This window comes from Pseudomonas fluorescens Q2-87 (assembly GCF_000281895.1).
Classification (GTDB): Bacteria; Pseudomonadota; Gammaproteobacteria; order Pseudomonadales; family Pseudomonadaceae; genus Aquipseudomonas; species Aquipseudomonas fluorescens_S.
The window spans coordinates 3,592,201-3,608,890 of sequence record NZ_CM001558.1 but is presented as its reverse complement, the minus strand read 5'-3'; the positions used below and the strand labels follow the sequence as shown (position 1 = coordinate 3,608,890).

Sequence of the window (16,690 nt, the reverse complement as noted above, 5' to 3'; positions counted from 1 at the left end):
ATAGCTTAGGTCGCTACTCAAGACTGTTACTCAAGCATCGACCGTCTCCGTCAGATGCGTCATCAGCCACTGGCGGAAGCGGTTGACGCTTTGTCTGTTTGGGGATCGGCCGTGAGATTCAAGCAGGCAGAACTGCGCGTCGGTACGCAGGATGGTTTGTGTTGGCTGCACCAGGTTACCGGTTTGCAAGTGATTGCTGAGCAGGCCCGACCAGGCCAGGGCGATCCCCTGGCCAGCCAGCGCCGACTGGATCAGCATGGCGTAGCTGTTGATATTGATCCGCCGCCGTGGTTCGGGCGCTGGGTAACCAAGGCGTTGGAACCATTCTTTCCAGCCAATCCAATCCCTGTGCTGGTCTTCCAGCCACAACCAGGTGCATCCACCCAACTGTTCCAGCGTCTCAATCCCTGGGTGCTGCGCCAGATAGGCAGGGCTGCACACGGGGAAAATCTCTTCGTTGAATAACGGTGTGACTTTCATGTTTTTGGGCGGCGTACTGCAGTAATAGAGCGCCAGGTCACAGTCCAGTCGGGAAAAATCACTGACGTGATCCGTCGCGATGATGCGCAGGTCAATCTCTTCATTCTGGCGTTGGAATTGCGACACAAGCGGCAGCAGCCACAACGACGCCATTGCCGTACTGGTGACGACAGTGACCTGCTGCGCGCCTTGCCAATGACGTATTCCCGCTGTGGCCTGGGCGATTTGCTGCAACGTGTCGCGCACGCTTTCGTAATACTGGCTGCCTGTGGCGGTAAGGTTGATTTCTCGGGTCGTGCGGGTGAACAGCGCCGTGCCCAGATAGTTTTCGAGCAAGCGCACCTGGCGGCTGATGGCGCCTTGGGTGACGTTCAGTTCGCGTGCCGCCACGGTGAAGCTCAAGTGGCGGGCGGCGGCCTCGAATGCCACCAGGCTATTGAGGGGTGGCAAGGGTTGCAGTTTCATCAGGCTTCACTGTCTTATAAGTATTAAGCGCACAGAGATTGTGCAGAAGCCCGTGTGCCTTGACTACCTTATTGGCGATGCAATGCTAAAGATCAAGTACCAGGTCTGAAGTGGGCTTGCTGCAGCACAGCAAACGCAGGCCTTTGTCGATCTCCCGTTGCCGAATACCGCCGTTGTGATTCATCTCGACCGTACCTTGCAGCAGGGCGGTCTTGCAGGTGCCACAAACGCCCTGGCTGCAGGAGGAGGGCACGATAGCGCCGGCTTTCTTTGCGGCGGCCAGCACGGTCTGATTGCCCGGCATGCTGAATGTCTTTCCTGAACGCGACAGGGTCACTGAAAAGACGTCCTGCTGATTGAGCGAAGCGGCCCGTTCGATCAACGGTTCCTCGTTCAGGGCGGTGATGTCGAAGCTTTCCTGATGGTAGTGGGCGAAATCGAACGCCGCTTCCCTGAGCAGCGACTTGACTGCTTCCATGTAGCCCTGGGGACCGCAGGTAAAGATTTCCCGTTCCTTGTAGTCCGGCACTTGCTGGCTCAGCAACGGCAAATCGAGCCGGCCTATCGGTTGCTGCCAGTGAGCGGTGTCGCCTAGTCCTTCGCAAACACTGATGATCCGCAGCCCCGGCATGGCGGTCTGCATACGCGTCAATTCCGCGTGGAAGATGATGTCGGTGGGCGTGCGTGCGCTGTGTACAAAAACAATGTCGAAGTTGCCGGCCATGTCGTAGGCCGCCTGGGTCATCGACATCAGGGGTGTTACACCCGAGCCGGCCGACAAGTACAACAACTTGTTTGCAGGATGGCCGACTGGTGTAAAGCCGCCCGCCGGGCCGGAAGCTTTCAGGCTGTCTCCCGGCTTGAGGTGGTCATGCAGCCAGTTCGACACCGCGCCCCCAGGCACGCGCTTGACGGTAATGGAAAACGCAAAGGGGCGGGTGGGGGAGGATGACAAGGTGTAACAGCGGGCGACGGTCTGCCCGTCAATGACCGGTGAGATCGTGATGAATTGACCGGGCTCGAAGCTCAGCGCGCTGAATTCCCCACAGCGAAAAATGAAGGTTTTGACGTCATGGGTTTCCTGACGCACAGCGAGGCATTGCAGGTTTTTTTGTTCACCGCTTTGCCATTGCGAGCCGAACGTGCTCCAGGTTATCGGGTCGGTAAACCGTTGAACTATAGGGGGGGGGGCAGGGCGCGTGAGGTTTTCATAAGTCGTCATGTTCATTCCTTACACGCCATGGGCGGCCAGACGTGCCGCGTACCAGCGAGAGAACTGGTCGACATAGGTTTCGGTAAAAGCAGAGAACGGCCCGGGCGTGTAGGCAGGATCCTGGGTACCGCTATGGGTTATGCCGACAAGGCTAGCGTCTTGCAGGTTTGTCGCTGCCCAGACTTCGGTCAGCTTATCCACCTGGTAGTCGACGTCCTCGACGGCATCGGCATGGACCAGCCATTTGGTGCGCACCAGGGTTTTATCGGGCGCCAGCGGGATGATGTAGGAGACCACGGCGTGATCGCTCATGACATGAGTCCAGGAGTTGTGCGTCCAGAGATGCACATCGCCCAAGTCGCGGCGGGTGAGGTCGCCAAACAGCCGGGTGCACGCCACGCGGGTGTCGAGGGTCTGTGATTCGCCGTTGCCGGCAATGGCCAGTCGCTGTGAGCGAAATTGAGTCACGGCGTCTTCACCCAAGTGTTCAACCGCATCGCAGATGTAGCCTTCGCGTTCCCAGTTGTCCTTGGTATCGGCGTTGCGGCGGTGATACTCCGCCAATGCCTGAAGTGAATCCTCGCCCAGCCCATCGGTGCAGAAACCGAAATCTTCCGGCAGGAAAGAGGCGGTCAATTCCGGGTGGGTGGCGGCGCAGTGATAACACTCGCGGTTATTCTCGATCACCAGTTTCCAATTGCCGTTCTCGATGATTTCCGACTCGTAGGCGATCTTTGAGTGGGCGAGGTCATATTGGGCAAAACGCGGTGTCATGACCTGGTCAAGGTACAGGATGTCTTCTGGCGGTTCGTCGCCCAGGCAGACGAAGACATGGGTGCCGATAACCCGAGTGTGCACAGGGATCAGGCTTTTGCATTGAGGGTCGAAGTCCTGGCCCATGTGTGCCGCGTGTTTCAGGCTGCCGTCCAGGTCGTAGCTCCACTGGTGGTAGGGGCAGACCAGCATGCCCACCGTCGACTTGCCGGCCTGTTTCAAACGAGCCCCGCGGTGACGGCAGACATTGCGAAACGCCTGCACATGCTCGTCGTCGTCGCGCACCAGGAGGATGGATGACTTGCCAATGTCGATGGTCGAGACATCACCGGGTTCGGGGATGTCGCTGGTAACACCCACCAGAATCCAGTGTTTGGTGAAGAAGACATCGACGTCGGTTTCAAAAATATCCTGGCGGCCAAACAAACCGCCTGGCATGCCATGGCCGGGCGTGCGGTCGGTCAGAAGTTCACGATGGGTTTTCACGGCATTGATAGTCATTATGGGTCTCGCTCAAACTCAAAGTTGATCAGGCGGCAAGTACAGTTTGGAAAGATGGGGTAAGACCGTCAACGCGCTTTATTTTCACGCTCGCATAACTTTGCGTTATGCGTAAAAGTACTATTTAATTCTTTTTAATCAGTGGCTTAGATGGCTGTCATCGCGCAACCAATCGACCAGCGCCTGGGTAATGGGCTCAACTTTTCGACCGCTCGGAATCACCAGGTAATAGGCGTCTTTTGGCGTGACCATGTAGGGCGTAATTCTGATCAGCTCACCGCTGTTGAGCCGGTGCGCGATCAGCCGACTCCAACCCAGTGCAATGCCATGGCCTTGAATGGCCGCCTGGATCGCGTCGTTGTAGGAACTGCAGCGAAATGAATAATTGAGCTTGGGGCGCATATCGCCCAGTTCCCGGCACCAACGGTTCCAGGTCATCCAGCCTTCAAGGGTGGAATCGGAGTCAATCAGCGCCGTGTCCAGAAAATCGGTAATGGATGAAGGCGCCGGGTTGGCGGCGAGCCAGGCCGGCGAGCAAACGGGAAACACTTCTTCATCGAACAGGAAAACCGAACTGCCGTCCTCCCATTTTCCATCGCCGAAACGGATGGCCAGGTCGACGTCATCCCGGTATGAACCGGGGGAGGCTTGCTGCGTCATCAGGCGCAACTTCAACTTCGGCTGCAGGGTGCGCAGTGCAATCAGCCGGGGAAGTATTCTCAAATGAGAGAACGCCTCCGTGCAGGCGATGGTGATCTCCTGTTCACCAATGCCCTCGGCAATTTTGTCGAAGACACTGGCCATGCGATGAATGGACTCGGCGACGACCAGGTGCAGGACATAACCTTCGTGGGTCAACTTGATTGCTCGATGAAGCCGATGGAACAGCTTGGTCTCCAGCGTATCTTCTAACAATCTGATTTGTTTGCTGACGGCCGCCTGGGTCACACCCAGCTCTTGCGCGGCCAAGGTAAAACTGGCCAACCGCGCCACGGCTTCGAATTCCAGCAATGCCGTCATTGACGGTATCAGCCGCCGATAGCCCTTGACCTTTTTATCGATATCGCCGGGTTGCATAGGTGTGTTCCAACGCCGTGCCGGGTGACTCACGCCACCGAAGATTCTTTTGCGGGCTCAGCAAGCACAGGGTGCGACAGGTTGTGTCCCAGCGGTGCCCGTACAGTTCACCGTCGCCCAATATGCCCAGAACGATACCGGCCTCGTCCCGTACGATCAGGGGATGGCCCGTTTCGTAGCGAATCTGCAGGGCGTCGCGCATGGTGGTCGCCGATGTAATAGGCGAGCAGCGCAAAGATGGCGATCAACGCCAAAGGGTTCAACCATAGGAGTGCGCTGGTGAACGCTGTGATGACGCCAGACAACAACAGCGATATGGCGTTGAAAATACCTGCGCCATGTTCAGTCAACCATTCAACATGCCGGGCGATGTGTTCGCCCAGTGGAAGCTTTTCTTGTGCAATCCACATATCACTCATCCGGCCGATGGAAAAAAACGCTCGCGAACAGCCGTCGGCCACAGCGCTGTGCGCCAGGTTTTCAGGGAGCAAAAAGCGAGTGCGCGATACCTTCGCGTGAGTTGGTTATCGAAGCTTGGGCAGGGGAGTCTTTTGCCTGTGGAAGATATTTATCCAGGTGCACTTCGTAGACAAACCATTTTAAGTCAATGGTCCATGAGTTTTTGTCATTAATGATTTTGTTCTCAAGGGCATTGAAATGGAGAAGAGTCAATAAAATGTTCTTCGGTGTACATTTATCGGTCATCAAAGTACATTTGCGTGGCGCATTATTGAAAAGAGGGATGCAGGATGACCCAGTTAGGAAAGGCTCGTGGCAAAGCCCAGGACGCAGGTTGGCGGGGCTCGCCAGAAGGCTGGCTGGAAGCGGCCTACGAGGCCCTCAAAGAGTCGGGCATCGATTCGGTTCGGGTCATGCCTCTGGCCAAGCGCTTGGGTTTGTCACGCACCAGCTTCTACTGGTTCTTCGAGGATCGCGAACAACTGCTGGCGGCCCTGCTTTCTCGCTGGCGGGAGACCAATACGGGTGGCTTGATTCGCCAAAGCGAAAGTTATGCCGAAAGCATCTCCGAGGCGATCCTGAATGTGTTCGAGTGCTGGCTCAATCCGCAGCTGTTCGACTCGCAATTCGAATTCGCGGTACGCAGCTGGGCGTTGCAGTCGGCTGAGGTCGCCCAAGAGGTCACGACTGTGGACGAACAGCGGATGACCGCTCTTGCGAACATGTTCAAGCGCTTTGGCTACGATAGCCCGAGTGCCGATGCGCGGGCCCGGACGATCTATCTGACCCAGATCGGCTACATCACCATGAACACCACCGAGTTGATCACCGTGCGCTTCCAGCGCATTCCCCATTACGTGAGCATTTTCACCGGGAAAGTCCCCAAGCAGCGCGAGCTGGATCGTTTCTACGGCAAGTTCGGCTACGCCGAAATCGAGTCCGGGGTTTTCGTGCCCTTGACGGACACGTTCGAAGGCGCTGCCAATGAGTCATGAAACCCTGGGCATCATTGGCGGAACCGGCTGGCTGGGCGGCGCGATCGCCAAGGCCGTGCTGGCCAAGGCATTGCTGCAGGCGGGCAACCTGGTTATCTCCAACCGCTCGGGCAGTCATCCGTTGGCGCAACAAGGTGCCTGCCTGGTGACGGATAACCAAGCGTTGGTGGATCGCAGCGACATCGTGATCCTTGCGGTTCGACCCGAGCATTTCGCCAACCTGAACATCAAGGCGACTGGCAAAACAATTATCTCCCTGATGGCCGGGATCAAGGCGCAGACGATCATGACGCAGACCTCGGCTTCGGCGGTCGTGCGGGCGATGCCCAACGCGGCGGTGGAAATCGAGCAGTCCTTCACGCCTTGGTATTGTGCTGGGAAGATGGAGGCGACAACGAAAAGCCTCGTACAACGCCTGTTCGAATGCGTGGGTACAGCCGCTGAGGTTCAGCAAGAGGACTTCATCGATTACCTCTCGGCGCTCTCAGGCACCGGTCCGGCTTTTCCTGCCTTGCTGATGACTGCGCTGGCCAATCAGGCGATGGCTGCCGGCATTCCTTCTGACATCGCACAGCTTGCGGCGAAGAACGTCGTGGTAAACAGCAGCCAGTTGTTGGCCAGCCATGACGCTCAGCAGATGATCGATGCCTTGGTGGCCTATCGGGGCGTGACGGCCGCGGCTTTGCAGGTGATGAGCCACAGTCATTTCGAAGAGCAGATCGGCAGGGCATTGCAGGAAGGGGCGGCGGTGGCCCGCAAGGGGCTCCAAGCCTGATCAAGCCTCGTGCTGAATATAAAAATCGCCCCTGATCCATAAGGCCAGGGGCATGACTTCAGATGTCTTTGAGCAACCGCAGCGCGTCATAGATGGCGGCATGGGTATTACGCGCCGACACCGCGTCGCCGATCCGGAACAGCTGGAAACGGCCTTCAGGGTTGGTCACGATATTCTGGGTTTTCCCGGCGATCAGGTCGTGCTGCTCCACCGCGCCGTTGTTGCTCGAGTGCGGGCGCAGGTCGAAGTACAAGTCGTCCAGGGGAAGGGTGCCGTGGTTGACCACGACCTGATCGACCACTCGCTGCTTATGCACCTGGCCATAATCGCTACCGAAATTGGCAACCAACTGGCCGTCGCGCTTCTCTACGGAATCGACCCGATAGGTGACCGTGAAGGTGACGTTAAGGTCTTGCAGGCTACGCATGTAAGGCACCAGGTTCATCGCCATCACCTCCGGCGCAAACGACCGGTCCGGCGTGACGATTTCCAGTTTTGCACCGCTGTTGGCGATGACCTCGGCGGCCTGTAGCGCCGCGTGGTCGCCCGCATCGTCGAAGATCAGCACGTTCTGGCCGGGCTTGACGTCGCCGGAAATGATGTCCCAGGTCGACACCACCAGTTCATTACCCTGCTTGAGTACCTCGGTATGGGGCAAGCCGCCGGTGGCGACGATCACCACGTCTGGTTTTTCCGCCATGACCGTCTCGGCCTCGGCCCAGGTGTTGAAGTGGAACTTCACGCCCAGTCGTTCGCATTGCGCCATGCGCCAGTCGATGATGCTGATCATCTCGCGACGACGCTCGCTCAACGCGGTCAAGCGGATTTGCCCGCCGGGCTGATCGGCGACTTCGAACACCGTGACGTCGTGGCCGCGCTCACCGGCGACCCGCGCCGCCTCCAGGCCCGCCGGGCCGGTGCCGATCACCACCACCTTGCGCTTGGCCGGCGCCTTGGGGATGTCGTGGGGCATGGTGGTTTCGCGGCCAGTGGCGGCGTTGTGGATGCAATACGCCGCGCCGCCCTGGTAGATGCGGTCCAGGCAATAGTTGGCGCCGACACAAGGGCGGATGTCTTCTTCGCGTTTTTCGATGATCTTGCGCACGATGTGCGGGTCGGTCATGTGCGCCCGGGTCATGCCGATCATGTCCACCTTGCCCGAGGCGATGGCGTGACGCGCCGTGGCGACGTCCGGGATCTTGGCCGCATGGAACGTCGGGAAGCCGGTGGCCGAGCGAATCTCGCCGGCAAAATCCAGGTGCGGGGAGTTACGCATGCCCTGGATCGGAATCACATCGGTGAGGCCCGCATCGGTATCGATGTGCCCGCGTACGACGTTGAGGAAGTCCACCAGCCCACTGTCCTTGAGCATGTGGGAAATCTGGAGGCCGTCACTGGCACCGAAGCCGCCGGGCAAGTCTTCATCGCCGGTGTAGCGCACCCCGAGCAGGAAATCTTCGCCGCAGCGCTGGCGGATGCCGCGCAGGACATCGAAAGTGAAGCGCAGCCTGTTGTCCAGCGAGCCACCGTAGGGACCGTCGAGGTCATTGGTCAGTGGCGACCAGAACTGGTCCATGAGGTGCCCGTAGGCCTGTAGCTCCAGGCCATCGAGCCCGGCCGCCTTCATGCGTTCGGCGGCATCGACGTAGTCTTTGATGATGCGATCGATGTCCCAGTCTTCCAACTTTTTCGGGAAGGCCCGGTGAGAGGCTTCACGACGATGGGAAGGCGAGACCACCGGCAGCCAGTCAGCTTTGTCCCAGCGCGTGCGCCGGCCCAGGTGGGTCAGTTGAATCATTACCGCCGCGCCATGTTCGTGGCATTCGTCAGTCAGGTCCTTCATCCATTTGACCACTTCATCCTTGTACGCCAGCACGTTGTTGAACACGGGAGGGCTGTCACGGGAGACAGCGGCGGAGCCGGCGGTCATGGTCAGCGCGACCCCGGCCTTTGCCCGTTCGACGTGGTAGGCGCGGTACAGATCCTTGGGCATGCCGTCGACAGGATAAGCGGGCTCATGGGAGGTGGTCATGATCCGGTTTTTGAGGGTCAGGTGCTTGATCTTATAGGGTTGCAACAGAGGATCGCTGGACATGGTGTTGAGCTCCGGGAACAGAACATCAGGCTTGGTTTTGACACGACAGTATGTTTAATGTTCGTTTGTGTCAACGATTGAGACACAGGTGTACATTTCCCTTGCTTGACGGAAAAACCAGGATTACCATCCAGTCGAAACAGGGGGCCGGCTCGTGCGGTCGGTCATCCCGCATTGATCCAAAGTGCCGGGGGCAGTGCGAAGAACTATGAAAGTGCTCGTTGCGGTAAAGCGCGCCATCGACCCGAATGTGAAAGTCCGGGTGAAAGCCGACGGCTCAGACGTCGAGCTCAATGGCGTGAAGATGGCCTTGAACCCGTTCTGCGAGATCGCGGTGGAAAAGGCGATTCGCCTCAAGGAGAAGGGACTGGTATCCGACGTGGTAGTGGTCTCGGTGGGCACGTCGGCCGCCCAGGAACAACTGCGCACGGCCTTGGCACTCGGCGCGGACCGCACGCTGCTGGTCGAGACGAGTGCGGTACTCGAACCGCTCAACGTGGCCAAGTACCTGAGCAAAGTGATCGACCAGCAAAGGCCACAATTGATCCTGTTCGGCAAACAGGCGATCGACCAGGAAAACAATCAGGTCGGGCAAATGGTCGCGCAGTTGATCGGATTACATGTGACTGGCGGATTTGTTCGAGGCCTTGCCGGCGCTCGAAAAAGCATTGTGAATGCTGACATTTATAAGCTCCGCCAAATGGCGGAGGAGGGCCGAAACACCTAAATACGTGAAGGGTTTTCGCATAACTAGAACTTATCCATGCATAACATTAAATCCCTTGAGGAGGGCGATGGCACTCTGCTTTGATGAGGGAACGTTAATTCTTCTGCTGCCCTGCCAATAACTATTAATACAGTACGCGGAGATGCATCATGATGACGTTATCCAGTAAAACTTGTATCGGCTGGCTTGCAGCCCTGGCGATGGCCGCCGGTAGCCTGAGTGCTCACGCCGAGGAACCCACGCCTATCCGTATTGGATGGGTGAATTGGTCGGATACGGAAATCGCTGTAAAGCTGGCAGATACGGCATTGCGCGACCACTTGAAGCAACCGGTCAAATTGGTACTCGCCGATATTGGCATTCAGTTCCAGGCCCTGGCTAACGGCAATATCGACCTGATTCCGATGGTCTGGCTGCCGAGCACTCACAAGGCGTTCTATGACAAATACCAGGACAAGCTCGAAGACCTCGGCGTGCTGTATGAAGGTCGGATCGGCATGGCGGTGCCAACGTTTATTCCTACCAGCGAGATCGCCAGTGTCGAGGATCTGAATAAACCAGAGGTGCGGGAGAAACTCGGCGGCAAGATCCTCACTTCGGAAGTGGGTAACGGCCAATACAAGCTCACGGAAAAGGCCATCCAGGAATATAAGCTCGATGGTTACAAGATGGTCGCTTCTTCAGAGTCTGGAATGCTGAGCGAGCTGGATCGCAACATCAAGCGTGACAAATGGTCGTTGATCAACGCCTGGAGTCCCCACTGGATGTTCGCCAAGTGGCCGCTGCGCTACCTCGACGATCCGAAGCAGATTTTCGGGGGCGCCGAACAAATTCACGCGGTTGCCCGCAAAGGCTTCAGCGCCGAGCATCCTGATGTCGCCCGGTTTTTCGCCAACTTCAAGATTCCCAAGGCCGACCTTGAGAAGTTGATGTCGGCTGCCCGTGACAGCTCGGCAGACAAAGTCGTTGCAGAGTACTACGCCACCAACAAGCCCCGCTTCGAGGCCATGTTCGGCAGCCAGACCGCCTCCGCGACACCGTCCCAGTAATGGCTGTCATCCGATAGTTGTGTTGCCATCTGATGCTCTTGATGAAGGGCATCAGATGCATCGAACGGACATTCAGGCGATGCCCTTGAAGACCACAGCTTATCGTCGCTTTACCCTTGAAGAAGCGATTGACTGGGTGATGCACCTCTGCGAAGCGAAGGGCTGCTCACCCGCGGTTGCCCTGAGGTCAATAGCGATGACAAACAGCACTGAAGATCCATCATGGGATCAGGCAATTATCCGTTGTACGGAGTCGCTCAGGCGTTCGCTTCACAGCGTCCTGTCGAACTGCGGTTGCGATAAGGCGCTAGCACACGCTGCGTCTCTAAGTACGGCTCAATGGAACATCAGGAAGACAGCGCAAACTTCAAATGCGCTGCCCCGGTGTTTGGAGCGCCATTTATCCGAGGCGCTCGACATTGCGCCCAGGACCGATGATGACCTGATATCGATGCTGGCTGCGCTGAGCATGCTCTGGCCCCATCTTCCCTGGATAAACCGCCAAGCCCGGGCCGACCAGGACAGCGCTTTCGTGGAGCGGCATCGCCACGGCATGATCGCCGGCCCTGGAGCGCTATTTGAGTGTTCCACCTTGACCTTGGGGTTGGCGCTGATGATGCCTGAGACCCGCTACCCCTATCACCAACACCCTCCAGCCGAGTTCTATCTCGTTCTTTCGCCGGGCGACTGGTATCGGGAGGACGTGGGCTGGTGGAGTCCTGGCGCGGGAGGCGTGGTCTTCAATCCGCCATCTTGTATCCACGCGATGAAATCGACGCAGGTTCCATTGTTAGCGGTGTGGGGGTTGATGCACGAGTGACTCGTAACACAGACCAATCAGCGAGACCTATGGCAGGATGTCAGTGTCAGGGAGCGACTAGTATGATCAGCTGCTGACTGGACGTTGTATTCACCGAAAATTGCGGACCTCTCATAAGTTTTCGGATGTCCTTGACCTCTCCCAGCATGAGTGCGTGCAGGTCGGAAGGCATCAGGTGTTCGGCGGCGTATTCGGTCCATGACCAGAGACTCCCGGACGGGTTGTTCATGTCCGGCTTGAGGGTGTGCCAGCCATTGGTGTCGCGCTGTTGTGTGAGGTTGCATGTGTCCAGGTAGAGCTGCCGGAGCTTGGCTTCGAACTCTGGAATCTTCACCCCCCAATTGTCGATTACACAGGAGCGGACGATCCCTTGAAGCTTCGGATGCAGGCCCGTGAGGATGGCGTTTTTCGTGGCTCGCACGGCCTTTTCGCGGTTGTCCCCGAAATAGGGGCCCTTGGCTTTCGCGCTGTCCAGAGCATCTTGCATGGCTTTCAACGTAATGGCGTAGGCGTGCAGAATATCCCGACAGTGCTCTTGCTCGGCATCGCGCCCATCCACAGAGTGCGCAGCGTCGATTTCCACATAAATCTGTCGGTTGCCTGCCCCTGGGACATAGTTCGTGACGCCGCCGGAAATCATCAAGCCGGTGGGATAAAAGCCCGGTGCCAGATGGTAGGCCTCATTGTCGCCCTCGTAGGCTCTTTGCAGGATTTGCACATGGGCTGACCAGCCTTTGAATGGTTTCTGCTGACAGACAATGTTGAACTTGGGGCTCAATGCATGGCTTGGTGGGGAGGTGATGCCACAGTCCATGGAATCTGCCTGCTTGGCATCGAGCTCCTCTCGGGTCTGGAGTTCGGTCGAGAAGCGAGCGAGCATACTGCCTCCTTGGCTGTTGCTATTCGATTGTAATGGCGGCATATGAATGGGAGGGCTCGTAGATGACGCCCGAGCCGAAGATGAAAGCATAGATGATAGTTGCAGTATTGCCCGTTGGCCTGGAGGAGGTAGCCGGGCTGGCGATTGCTCGCTCGGCACACGCCTGTTGGGTCGGACAGGCGGTGTGCAGAGTGGGCGTAGGCTTACAACGAAGCCAGCGGCCAACCGACGCGCGCTGCACGCAGCAGGCTGGCCTTTACTACCAAACGGTGAAATGGGGCAATAACGAAAATGTAGGCCCGGCCTAGACGGTTGTGGCAGTGGACCACGGTTGAAAAAACCAGTTGGCGACTGCCTTCGGGTTCTGCCTCTCCAGAACATAGGACCGAAATCCGGAAATCGAGGTGCTTATCGTCCTCTCCCAAAACGATTTCAGTCTGGTTTGTGCTGTAGACCTTGAAGATACCCACCCGATCAGCAAGGGTTGCCAGATGCCTGGCTGTCTTGAGACCCAAACAGGCAACCATCGTGTCTCGGACTTGCATGAGCCATCCGATCCAGGATGGCTGGTGGGAAAGGATGAATCGAGCTAGCAGATCTGGATTGCTGGATGTGCCCGCAGGGAGGCGAATCGCAAAGGCGTCTGCCAGGTTCATCGACTTGTAGAGGTGGGTGATGCCGGACCTCGAGGGGACTGGCACGGCCATAATAAGCTCAAATTCTCGGGGCATTGGGGATCTCCTGAGTTCCAATTACCAATTTGACGACATGCCATGTCGCGTTTCTTGTTGGGCGGCGCCCACTTCTCCTTGTCGGATGCTGAGCCCGATCAAGGCATCATAGAGCGCTTGCTGCCCAGCTGGCAGAACCGGGAGCAACGTCGCTCGGCGCTTTTGGGCACCGAACCAGGATTCAACCAACCAACCCACCAGATAGAGCGCCGAAAGGCATCCGCCTGCGGTTGCAACGTTCCCCTGGCATACAAGAGGCTGGTCCAGGGATTTAAGTCCCAAGGCTTGCAAGTTCGATCGTGCATCCGGGTGTGTAGTTGCCTGGCCGCTGAGCAGCCCAAGCCGTTCGAGAATGAAGGCGCCGGCGCATATGGAGCCGATTCGCTGGCGCCTGGGGTCAAGCTCAAATGACGGCAGGAAATCTGGCGCGGCAAGTGCGGCGGGTATCCCTTCCTTGCCGCTGACGAACAATACCGCATCGGCACTATTGGCCTCGGAAAGCGGACCGTGCACCGAAACAGGCAGGCCGTGCGCCGATCGCACGATAGCGCTGGCACCTAATATCCGGACGTGCCAGTCTTCGGTGTTGCGGCCTAGAATGTCCCACATCAGGAATAGGTCGATATCGGTGAATTGGTCGAAAGCAACCAGAACGATTTTCTTCAAGGCGAGCTCCATGAGACGTGCTGGCGTGCAAAACGCAACGGCCATCTTGGCTGGTGTTCGCAGCGTATCAATCGGTTGCGCGCCATACACAGCCTGTATGGCGCTAAACAAGGAGCGAAATAACCGGTGAAAAAGCTGACTCGTAGCCATTGGATCGCGGCTGGTTTTGAGGCGCTCGACCAGATAGGGCATGTCGGCGTTTCGGCCGAGAGTCTATCGCGCCGATTGGATGTGACCCGCGGATCGTTCTACCACCATTTCCGCAATCGTGAAGACTTTGTCCGCACCTTGCTGGCTGCTTGGGAAGAAGACTACACGGAGCGCATGCTCGCTCATGCGGCGCAGGGTCGTAGCGCGGGCGAAATATTGAAACGCTACTTGAGTATTGCCGCTGAGAAACAACCTGGGCGGGAAGTTTCCATTCGCGCCTGGTCGCTGCACGATCCGTTGGTAGGTGAGTTCCAGCAGCGTGTTGACGCGAAACGACTGGATTTCGCGATACGGACGTGTCGCCGCCTGGCGCATATGCCAGGCGAAGCAGAAGTGATCGGCCACGTGGCTCATCTGTGCCTGATCGGTGGTCAACAGGCAGGGCTGCGGCGTGACGCCGAGCGCTTCAACAGTTTCATGCATCGAGCTTTTTCACTGTTCCAAGGGGCTCTTGCGCCGTGGCGGTAGCTTCGTTAGAGAATTTGGTTGACCGTTTTAGATAAAGCCACTCGCCCGGCTCGCCTCAGCGGTTTCTATCCAGGTCGTCTGGTGGTGTTGAAATAGCAAAGCCTCTGCTTATCCATCAGGCCTTCTCCCGATCCAATGCAACGAATGTCGCCTAGTAGCCTCATATAAAAACAAGCGGCGCCTGGGATGGAGAGGGGCGACTGGGTTTTTTCATGACAGAGGTGGTTGTTTCCATGACGGCAGCTGAGAAAAATCATGTCGACTGGCTGGTCGAACAATCGATGCTCGCGGCTGCGAGGAAGCGCGCCAAGCTCTACTCAGGGCAAGGACGATTGTGGCAGCAGCCCTTCGCACATACCCGGCCCCGCGATGCCTCGGCATTGGCTTCGGTGTGGTTCACCGCGTATCCGGCATCCATTGTTACTCGCGAAGAAGGCACCGTGCTGGAGGCGCTGGGGGATGAAACCTTGTGGCATGCGTTGTCGAGAATCGGTATCCAGGGCATTCACAATGGACCGTTGAAAAGGTCCGGCGGTCTTTCGGGCACTGAGCACACACCTACGATTGACGGAAATTTCGATCGCATCAGTTTCGACATCGACCCGCAGCTGGGCACCGAGGCGCAGCTCCAAGCGTTGACCCGAATGGCCGCCGCGCATAACGCGGTCGTCATCGATGATGTCATCCCGTCTCATACCGGCAAAGGCGCGGATTTTCGCTTGGCCGAAATGGCGTATGAAGACTATCCGGGGCTCTACCACATGGTGGAAATCCGCGAGGAGGATTGGCCGCTGCTGCCTGACATTGCCGAGGGGCGCGATGCGCAGAACCTCACTCCGCAGCAGGTAGACGTCTTGCGCGACAAGCACTACATCGTCGGTCAGTTGCAACGGGTCATCTTCTTCGAACCGGGAGTCAAGGAAACCGATTGGAGTGCGACGCCGATCGTGATGGGTGTTGACGGCAAGCCGCGACGTTGGGTTTACCTGCATTACTTCAAGGAAGGGCAACCTTCGCTGAACTGGCTTGACCCGACCTTTGCCGCTCAGCAGATGATCATCGGGGACGCGCTGCATGCCATCGACGTCATGGGCGCGAAAATTCTACGCCTGGACGCCAACGGATTTCTTGGCGTCGAACGCAAACTCGACGGTACCGCCTGGTCCGAAAGTCATCCGCTGTCGATCACCGGAAACCAGCTGCTCGGTGGAGCGATTCGCAAGGCAGGCGGTTTCAGTTTTCAAGAGCTGAACCTGACCGTAGACGATATCGCCGCCATGTCCCACGGAGGGGCGGACCTCTCCTACGACTTCATCACCCGACCCGCCTACCAGCATGCGTTGCTGATGGGCGATACCGAGTTCCTGCGCTTGATGCTGCGGCAGATGCACACCCTCGGCATCGATCCCGGGTCGCTGATTCATGCATTGCAGAATCATGATGAATTGACCCTGGAGCTGGTGCATTTCTGGACCCTGCACGCTCACGATACTTACCTCTATCAGGGCCAGACCTTTCCCGGCGGCATCTTGCGCGAGCACATCCGTGAGCAGATGTACGAACGCCTCACTGGAGAACATGCGCCTTACAATCTGAAATTCGTCACCAACGGCGTGTCCTGCACCACCGCGAGCATCATCACGGCAGCGCTGGGGATTCGTGACCTTGACGCAATTACTGCCGCAGACATCCAGCAGATTCGCCAGGTTCATCTGCTGCTGGTGATGTATAACGCGATGCAACCTGGCGTGTTTGCCTTGTCAGGCTGGGACTTGGTCGGCGCGCTGCCGTTGCCGGCGGAACAGGTCGAGCATCTGATGGGCGACGGCGACACACGTTGGATTCATCGCGGTGCTTACGATCTCGTGGACCTTAATCCCGATGCGGTATTGTCGGCCGGCCAGATGCCACGTCCGAAGACCTTGTACGGCAGCTTGCCAAGCCAGTTGAAAGATCCGGATTCGTTCGTCTCGCAACTGCGCAAAATCCTCGCTGCGCGTCGTGCCTATGACATCGCCGCCAGTCGCCAGATACTGGTTCCGGACGTCGAGCATCCAGGACTGTTGATCATGGTCCACGAACTGCCGACCGGCAAAGGGACCCAAATCACTGCGCTGAACTTCGGTTCCACGCAGATCACTGAAACCCTGCACCTGCCCAATATTGCACCGGGGCCGGTGGTCGACATCATCAATGAGCGGGTCGAAGGTGATCTTACGCCTGAAGGCGAATTCACCATTACGCTGGATGCATTCGAGGGTCTGGCACTGCGGGTGGTGAGCAGCTCACCCTTGATCTAGCGGCA

14 protein-coding genes and 2 pseudogenes are annotated in these 16,690 nt (G+C 57.7%); 7 read left to right on the top strand and 9 right to left on the bottom strand.

Annotation, left to right across the window (positions count from 1 at the left end):
• Positions 1-30: 30 nt before the first annotated feature.
• The 5 genes and pseudogenes from PFLQ2_RS11815 to PFLQ2_RS30640 form a co-directional block, all read right to left on the bottom strand.
• On the bottom strand, positions 31-945 hold the full coding sequence (locus tag PFLQ2_RS11815; protein WP_003182630.1) for a LysR substrate-binding domain-containing protein: 915 nt from the start codon (positions 943-945) through the stop codon (positions 31-33).
• Between the two features lie 85 nt (positions 946-1,030).
• Positions 1,031-2,167: a hybrid-cluster NAD(P)-dependent oxidoreductase gene (locus PFLQ2_RS11820; protein ID WP_003182627.1), complete on the bottom strand. Its 1,137-nt coding sequence runs from the start codon at positions 2,165-2,167 to the stop codon at positions 1,031-1,033.
• A 9-nt stretch (positions 2,168-2,176) separates the two neighbouring features.
• The gene (locus tag PFLQ2_RS11825) at positions 2,177-3,433 is read right to left on the bottom strand and encodes an aromatic ring-hydroxylating oxygenase subunit alpha (RefSeq protein ID WP_003182625.1); all 1,257 of its coding nucleotides are present in this window, start codon (positions 3,431-3,433) and stop codon (positions 2,177-2,179) included.
• A 138-nt stretch (positions 3,434-3,571) separates the two neighbouring features.
• Positions 3,572-4,510, bottom strand: a complete 939-nt coding sequence (locus tag PFLQ2_RS11830; protein ID WP_003182623.1) for a LysR substrate-binding domain-containing protein — start codon at positions 4,508-4,510, stop codon at positions 3,572-3,574.
• A 29-nt stretch (positions 4,511-4,539) separates the two neighbouring features.
• Positions 4,540-4,712 (bottom strand): annotated as a pseudogene (locus tag PFLQ2_RS30640) (choline ABC transporter ATP-binding protein); the annotation flags it as partial.
• 547 nt (positions 4,713-5,259) lie between these two features.
• Here PFLQ2_RS30640 and PFLQ2_RS11835 point away from each other — a divergent pair.
• Both PFLQ2_RS11835 and PFLQ2_RS11840 read left to right on the top strand, forming a co-directional pair.
• Positions 5,260-5,964 carry a TetR/AcrR family transcriptional regulator gene (locus tag PFLQ2_RS11835; RefSeq protein ID WP_003182619.1) on the top strand — a complete coding sequence of 235 codons (705 nt, stop codon included), beginning with the start codon at positions 5,260-5,262 and terminating at the stop codon, positions 5,962-5,964.
• Entirely contained in the window at positions 5,954-6,739 is a 786-nt protein-coding gene (locus PFLQ2_RS11840; protein ID WP_003182617.1) for a pyrroline-5-carboxylate reductase family protein, read from the top strand. Before PFLQ2_RS11835 ends, PFLQ2_RS11840 begins: the two co-directional genes overlap by 11 nt.
• 58 nt (positions 6,740-6,797) lie before the next feature.
• Here PFLQ2_RS11840 and PFLQ2_RS11845 read toward each other — a convergent pair whose 3' ends face one another.
• The gene (locus PFLQ2_RS11845) at positions 6,798-8,834 is read right to left on the bottom strand and encodes an NADH:flavin oxidoreductase (RefSeq protein ID WP_003182615.1); all 2,037 of its coding nucleotides are present in this window, start codon (positions 8,832-8,834) and stop codon (positions 6,798-6,800) included.
• A 208-nt stretch (positions 8,835-9,042) separates the two neighbouring features.
• Between PFLQ2_RS11845 and PFLQ2_RS27850 the strand changes: the two are divergent.
• From PFLQ2_RS27850 to PFLQ2_RS11855, 3 genes and pseudogenes are all read left to right on the top strand, one after another.
• Positions 9,043-9,450: pseudogene (locus tag PFLQ2_RS27850) on the top strand (electron transfer flavoprotein subunit beta/FixA family protein); the annotation flags it as partial.
• A 260-nt stretch (positions 9,451-9,710) separates the two neighbouring features.
• Complete coding sequence (locus PFLQ2_RS11850; RefSeq protein ID WP_003182613.1) at positions 9,711-10,610, top strand: glycine betaine ABC transporter substrate-binding protein; 900 nt, start codon at positions 9,711-9,713, stop codon at positions 10,608-10,610.
• A 79-nt stretch (positions 10,611-10,689) separates the two neighbouring features.
• Positions 10,690-11,430: a dimethylsulfonioproprionate lyase family protein gene (locus tag PFLQ2_RS11855; protein WP_225970833.1), complete on the top strand. Its 741-nt coding sequence runs from the start codon at positions 10,690-10,692 to the stop codon at positions 11,428-11,430.
• A 46-nt stretch (positions 11,431-11,476) separates the two neighbouring features.
• Here the strand turns inward: PFLQ2_RS11855 and PFLQ2_RS27845 are convergent, their stop codons facing one another.
• The 3 genes from PFLQ2_RS27845 to PFLQ2_RS11860 all read right to left on the bottom strand — a co-directional run bounded on the left by PFLQ2_RS27845 (position 11,477) and on the right by PFLQ2_RS11860 (position 13,707).
• Positions 11,477-12,310, bottom strand: coding sequence for a hypothetical protein (locus tag PFLQ2_RS27845; RefSeq protein ID WP_033046108.1), 834 nt, complete (start codon positions 12,308-12,310; stop codon positions 11,477-11,479).
• Between the two features lie 203 nt (positions 12,311-12,513).
• Positions 12,514-13,041, bottom strand: coding sequence for a DUF2867 domain-containing protein (locus PFLQ2_RS27840; protein WP_033046107.1), 528 nt, complete (start codon positions 13,039-13,041; stop codon positions 12,514-12,516).
• Between the two features lie 21 nt (positions 13,042-13,062).
• Positions 13,063-13,707: a DJ-1/PfpI family protein gene (locus PFLQ2_RS11860; RefSeq protein ID WP_003182608.1), complete on the bottom strand. Its 645-nt coding sequence runs from the start codon at positions 13,705-13,707 to the stop codon at positions 13,063-13,065.
• A gap of 126 nt (positions 13,708-13,833) precedes the next feature.
• On the opposite strand from PFLQ2_RS11860, the gene PFLQ2_RS28830 reads away from it, so the two are divergent.
• A complete protein-coding gene (locus tag PFLQ2_RS28830) occupies positions 13,834-14,385 on the top strand; it encodes a TetR/AcrR family transcriptional regulator (protein WP_003182606.1) in 552 nt (183 codons plus the stop codon).
• Positions 14,386-14,618: 233 nt separating this feature from the next.
• Positions 14,619-16,685: a maltose alpha-D-glucosyltransferase gene (gene treS, locus PFLQ2_RS11865; protein WP_003182604.1), complete on the top strand. Its 2,067-nt coding sequence runs from the start codon at positions 14,619-14,621 to the stop codon at positions 16,683-16,685.
• Positions 16,686-16,690 lie beyond the last annotated feature (5 nt).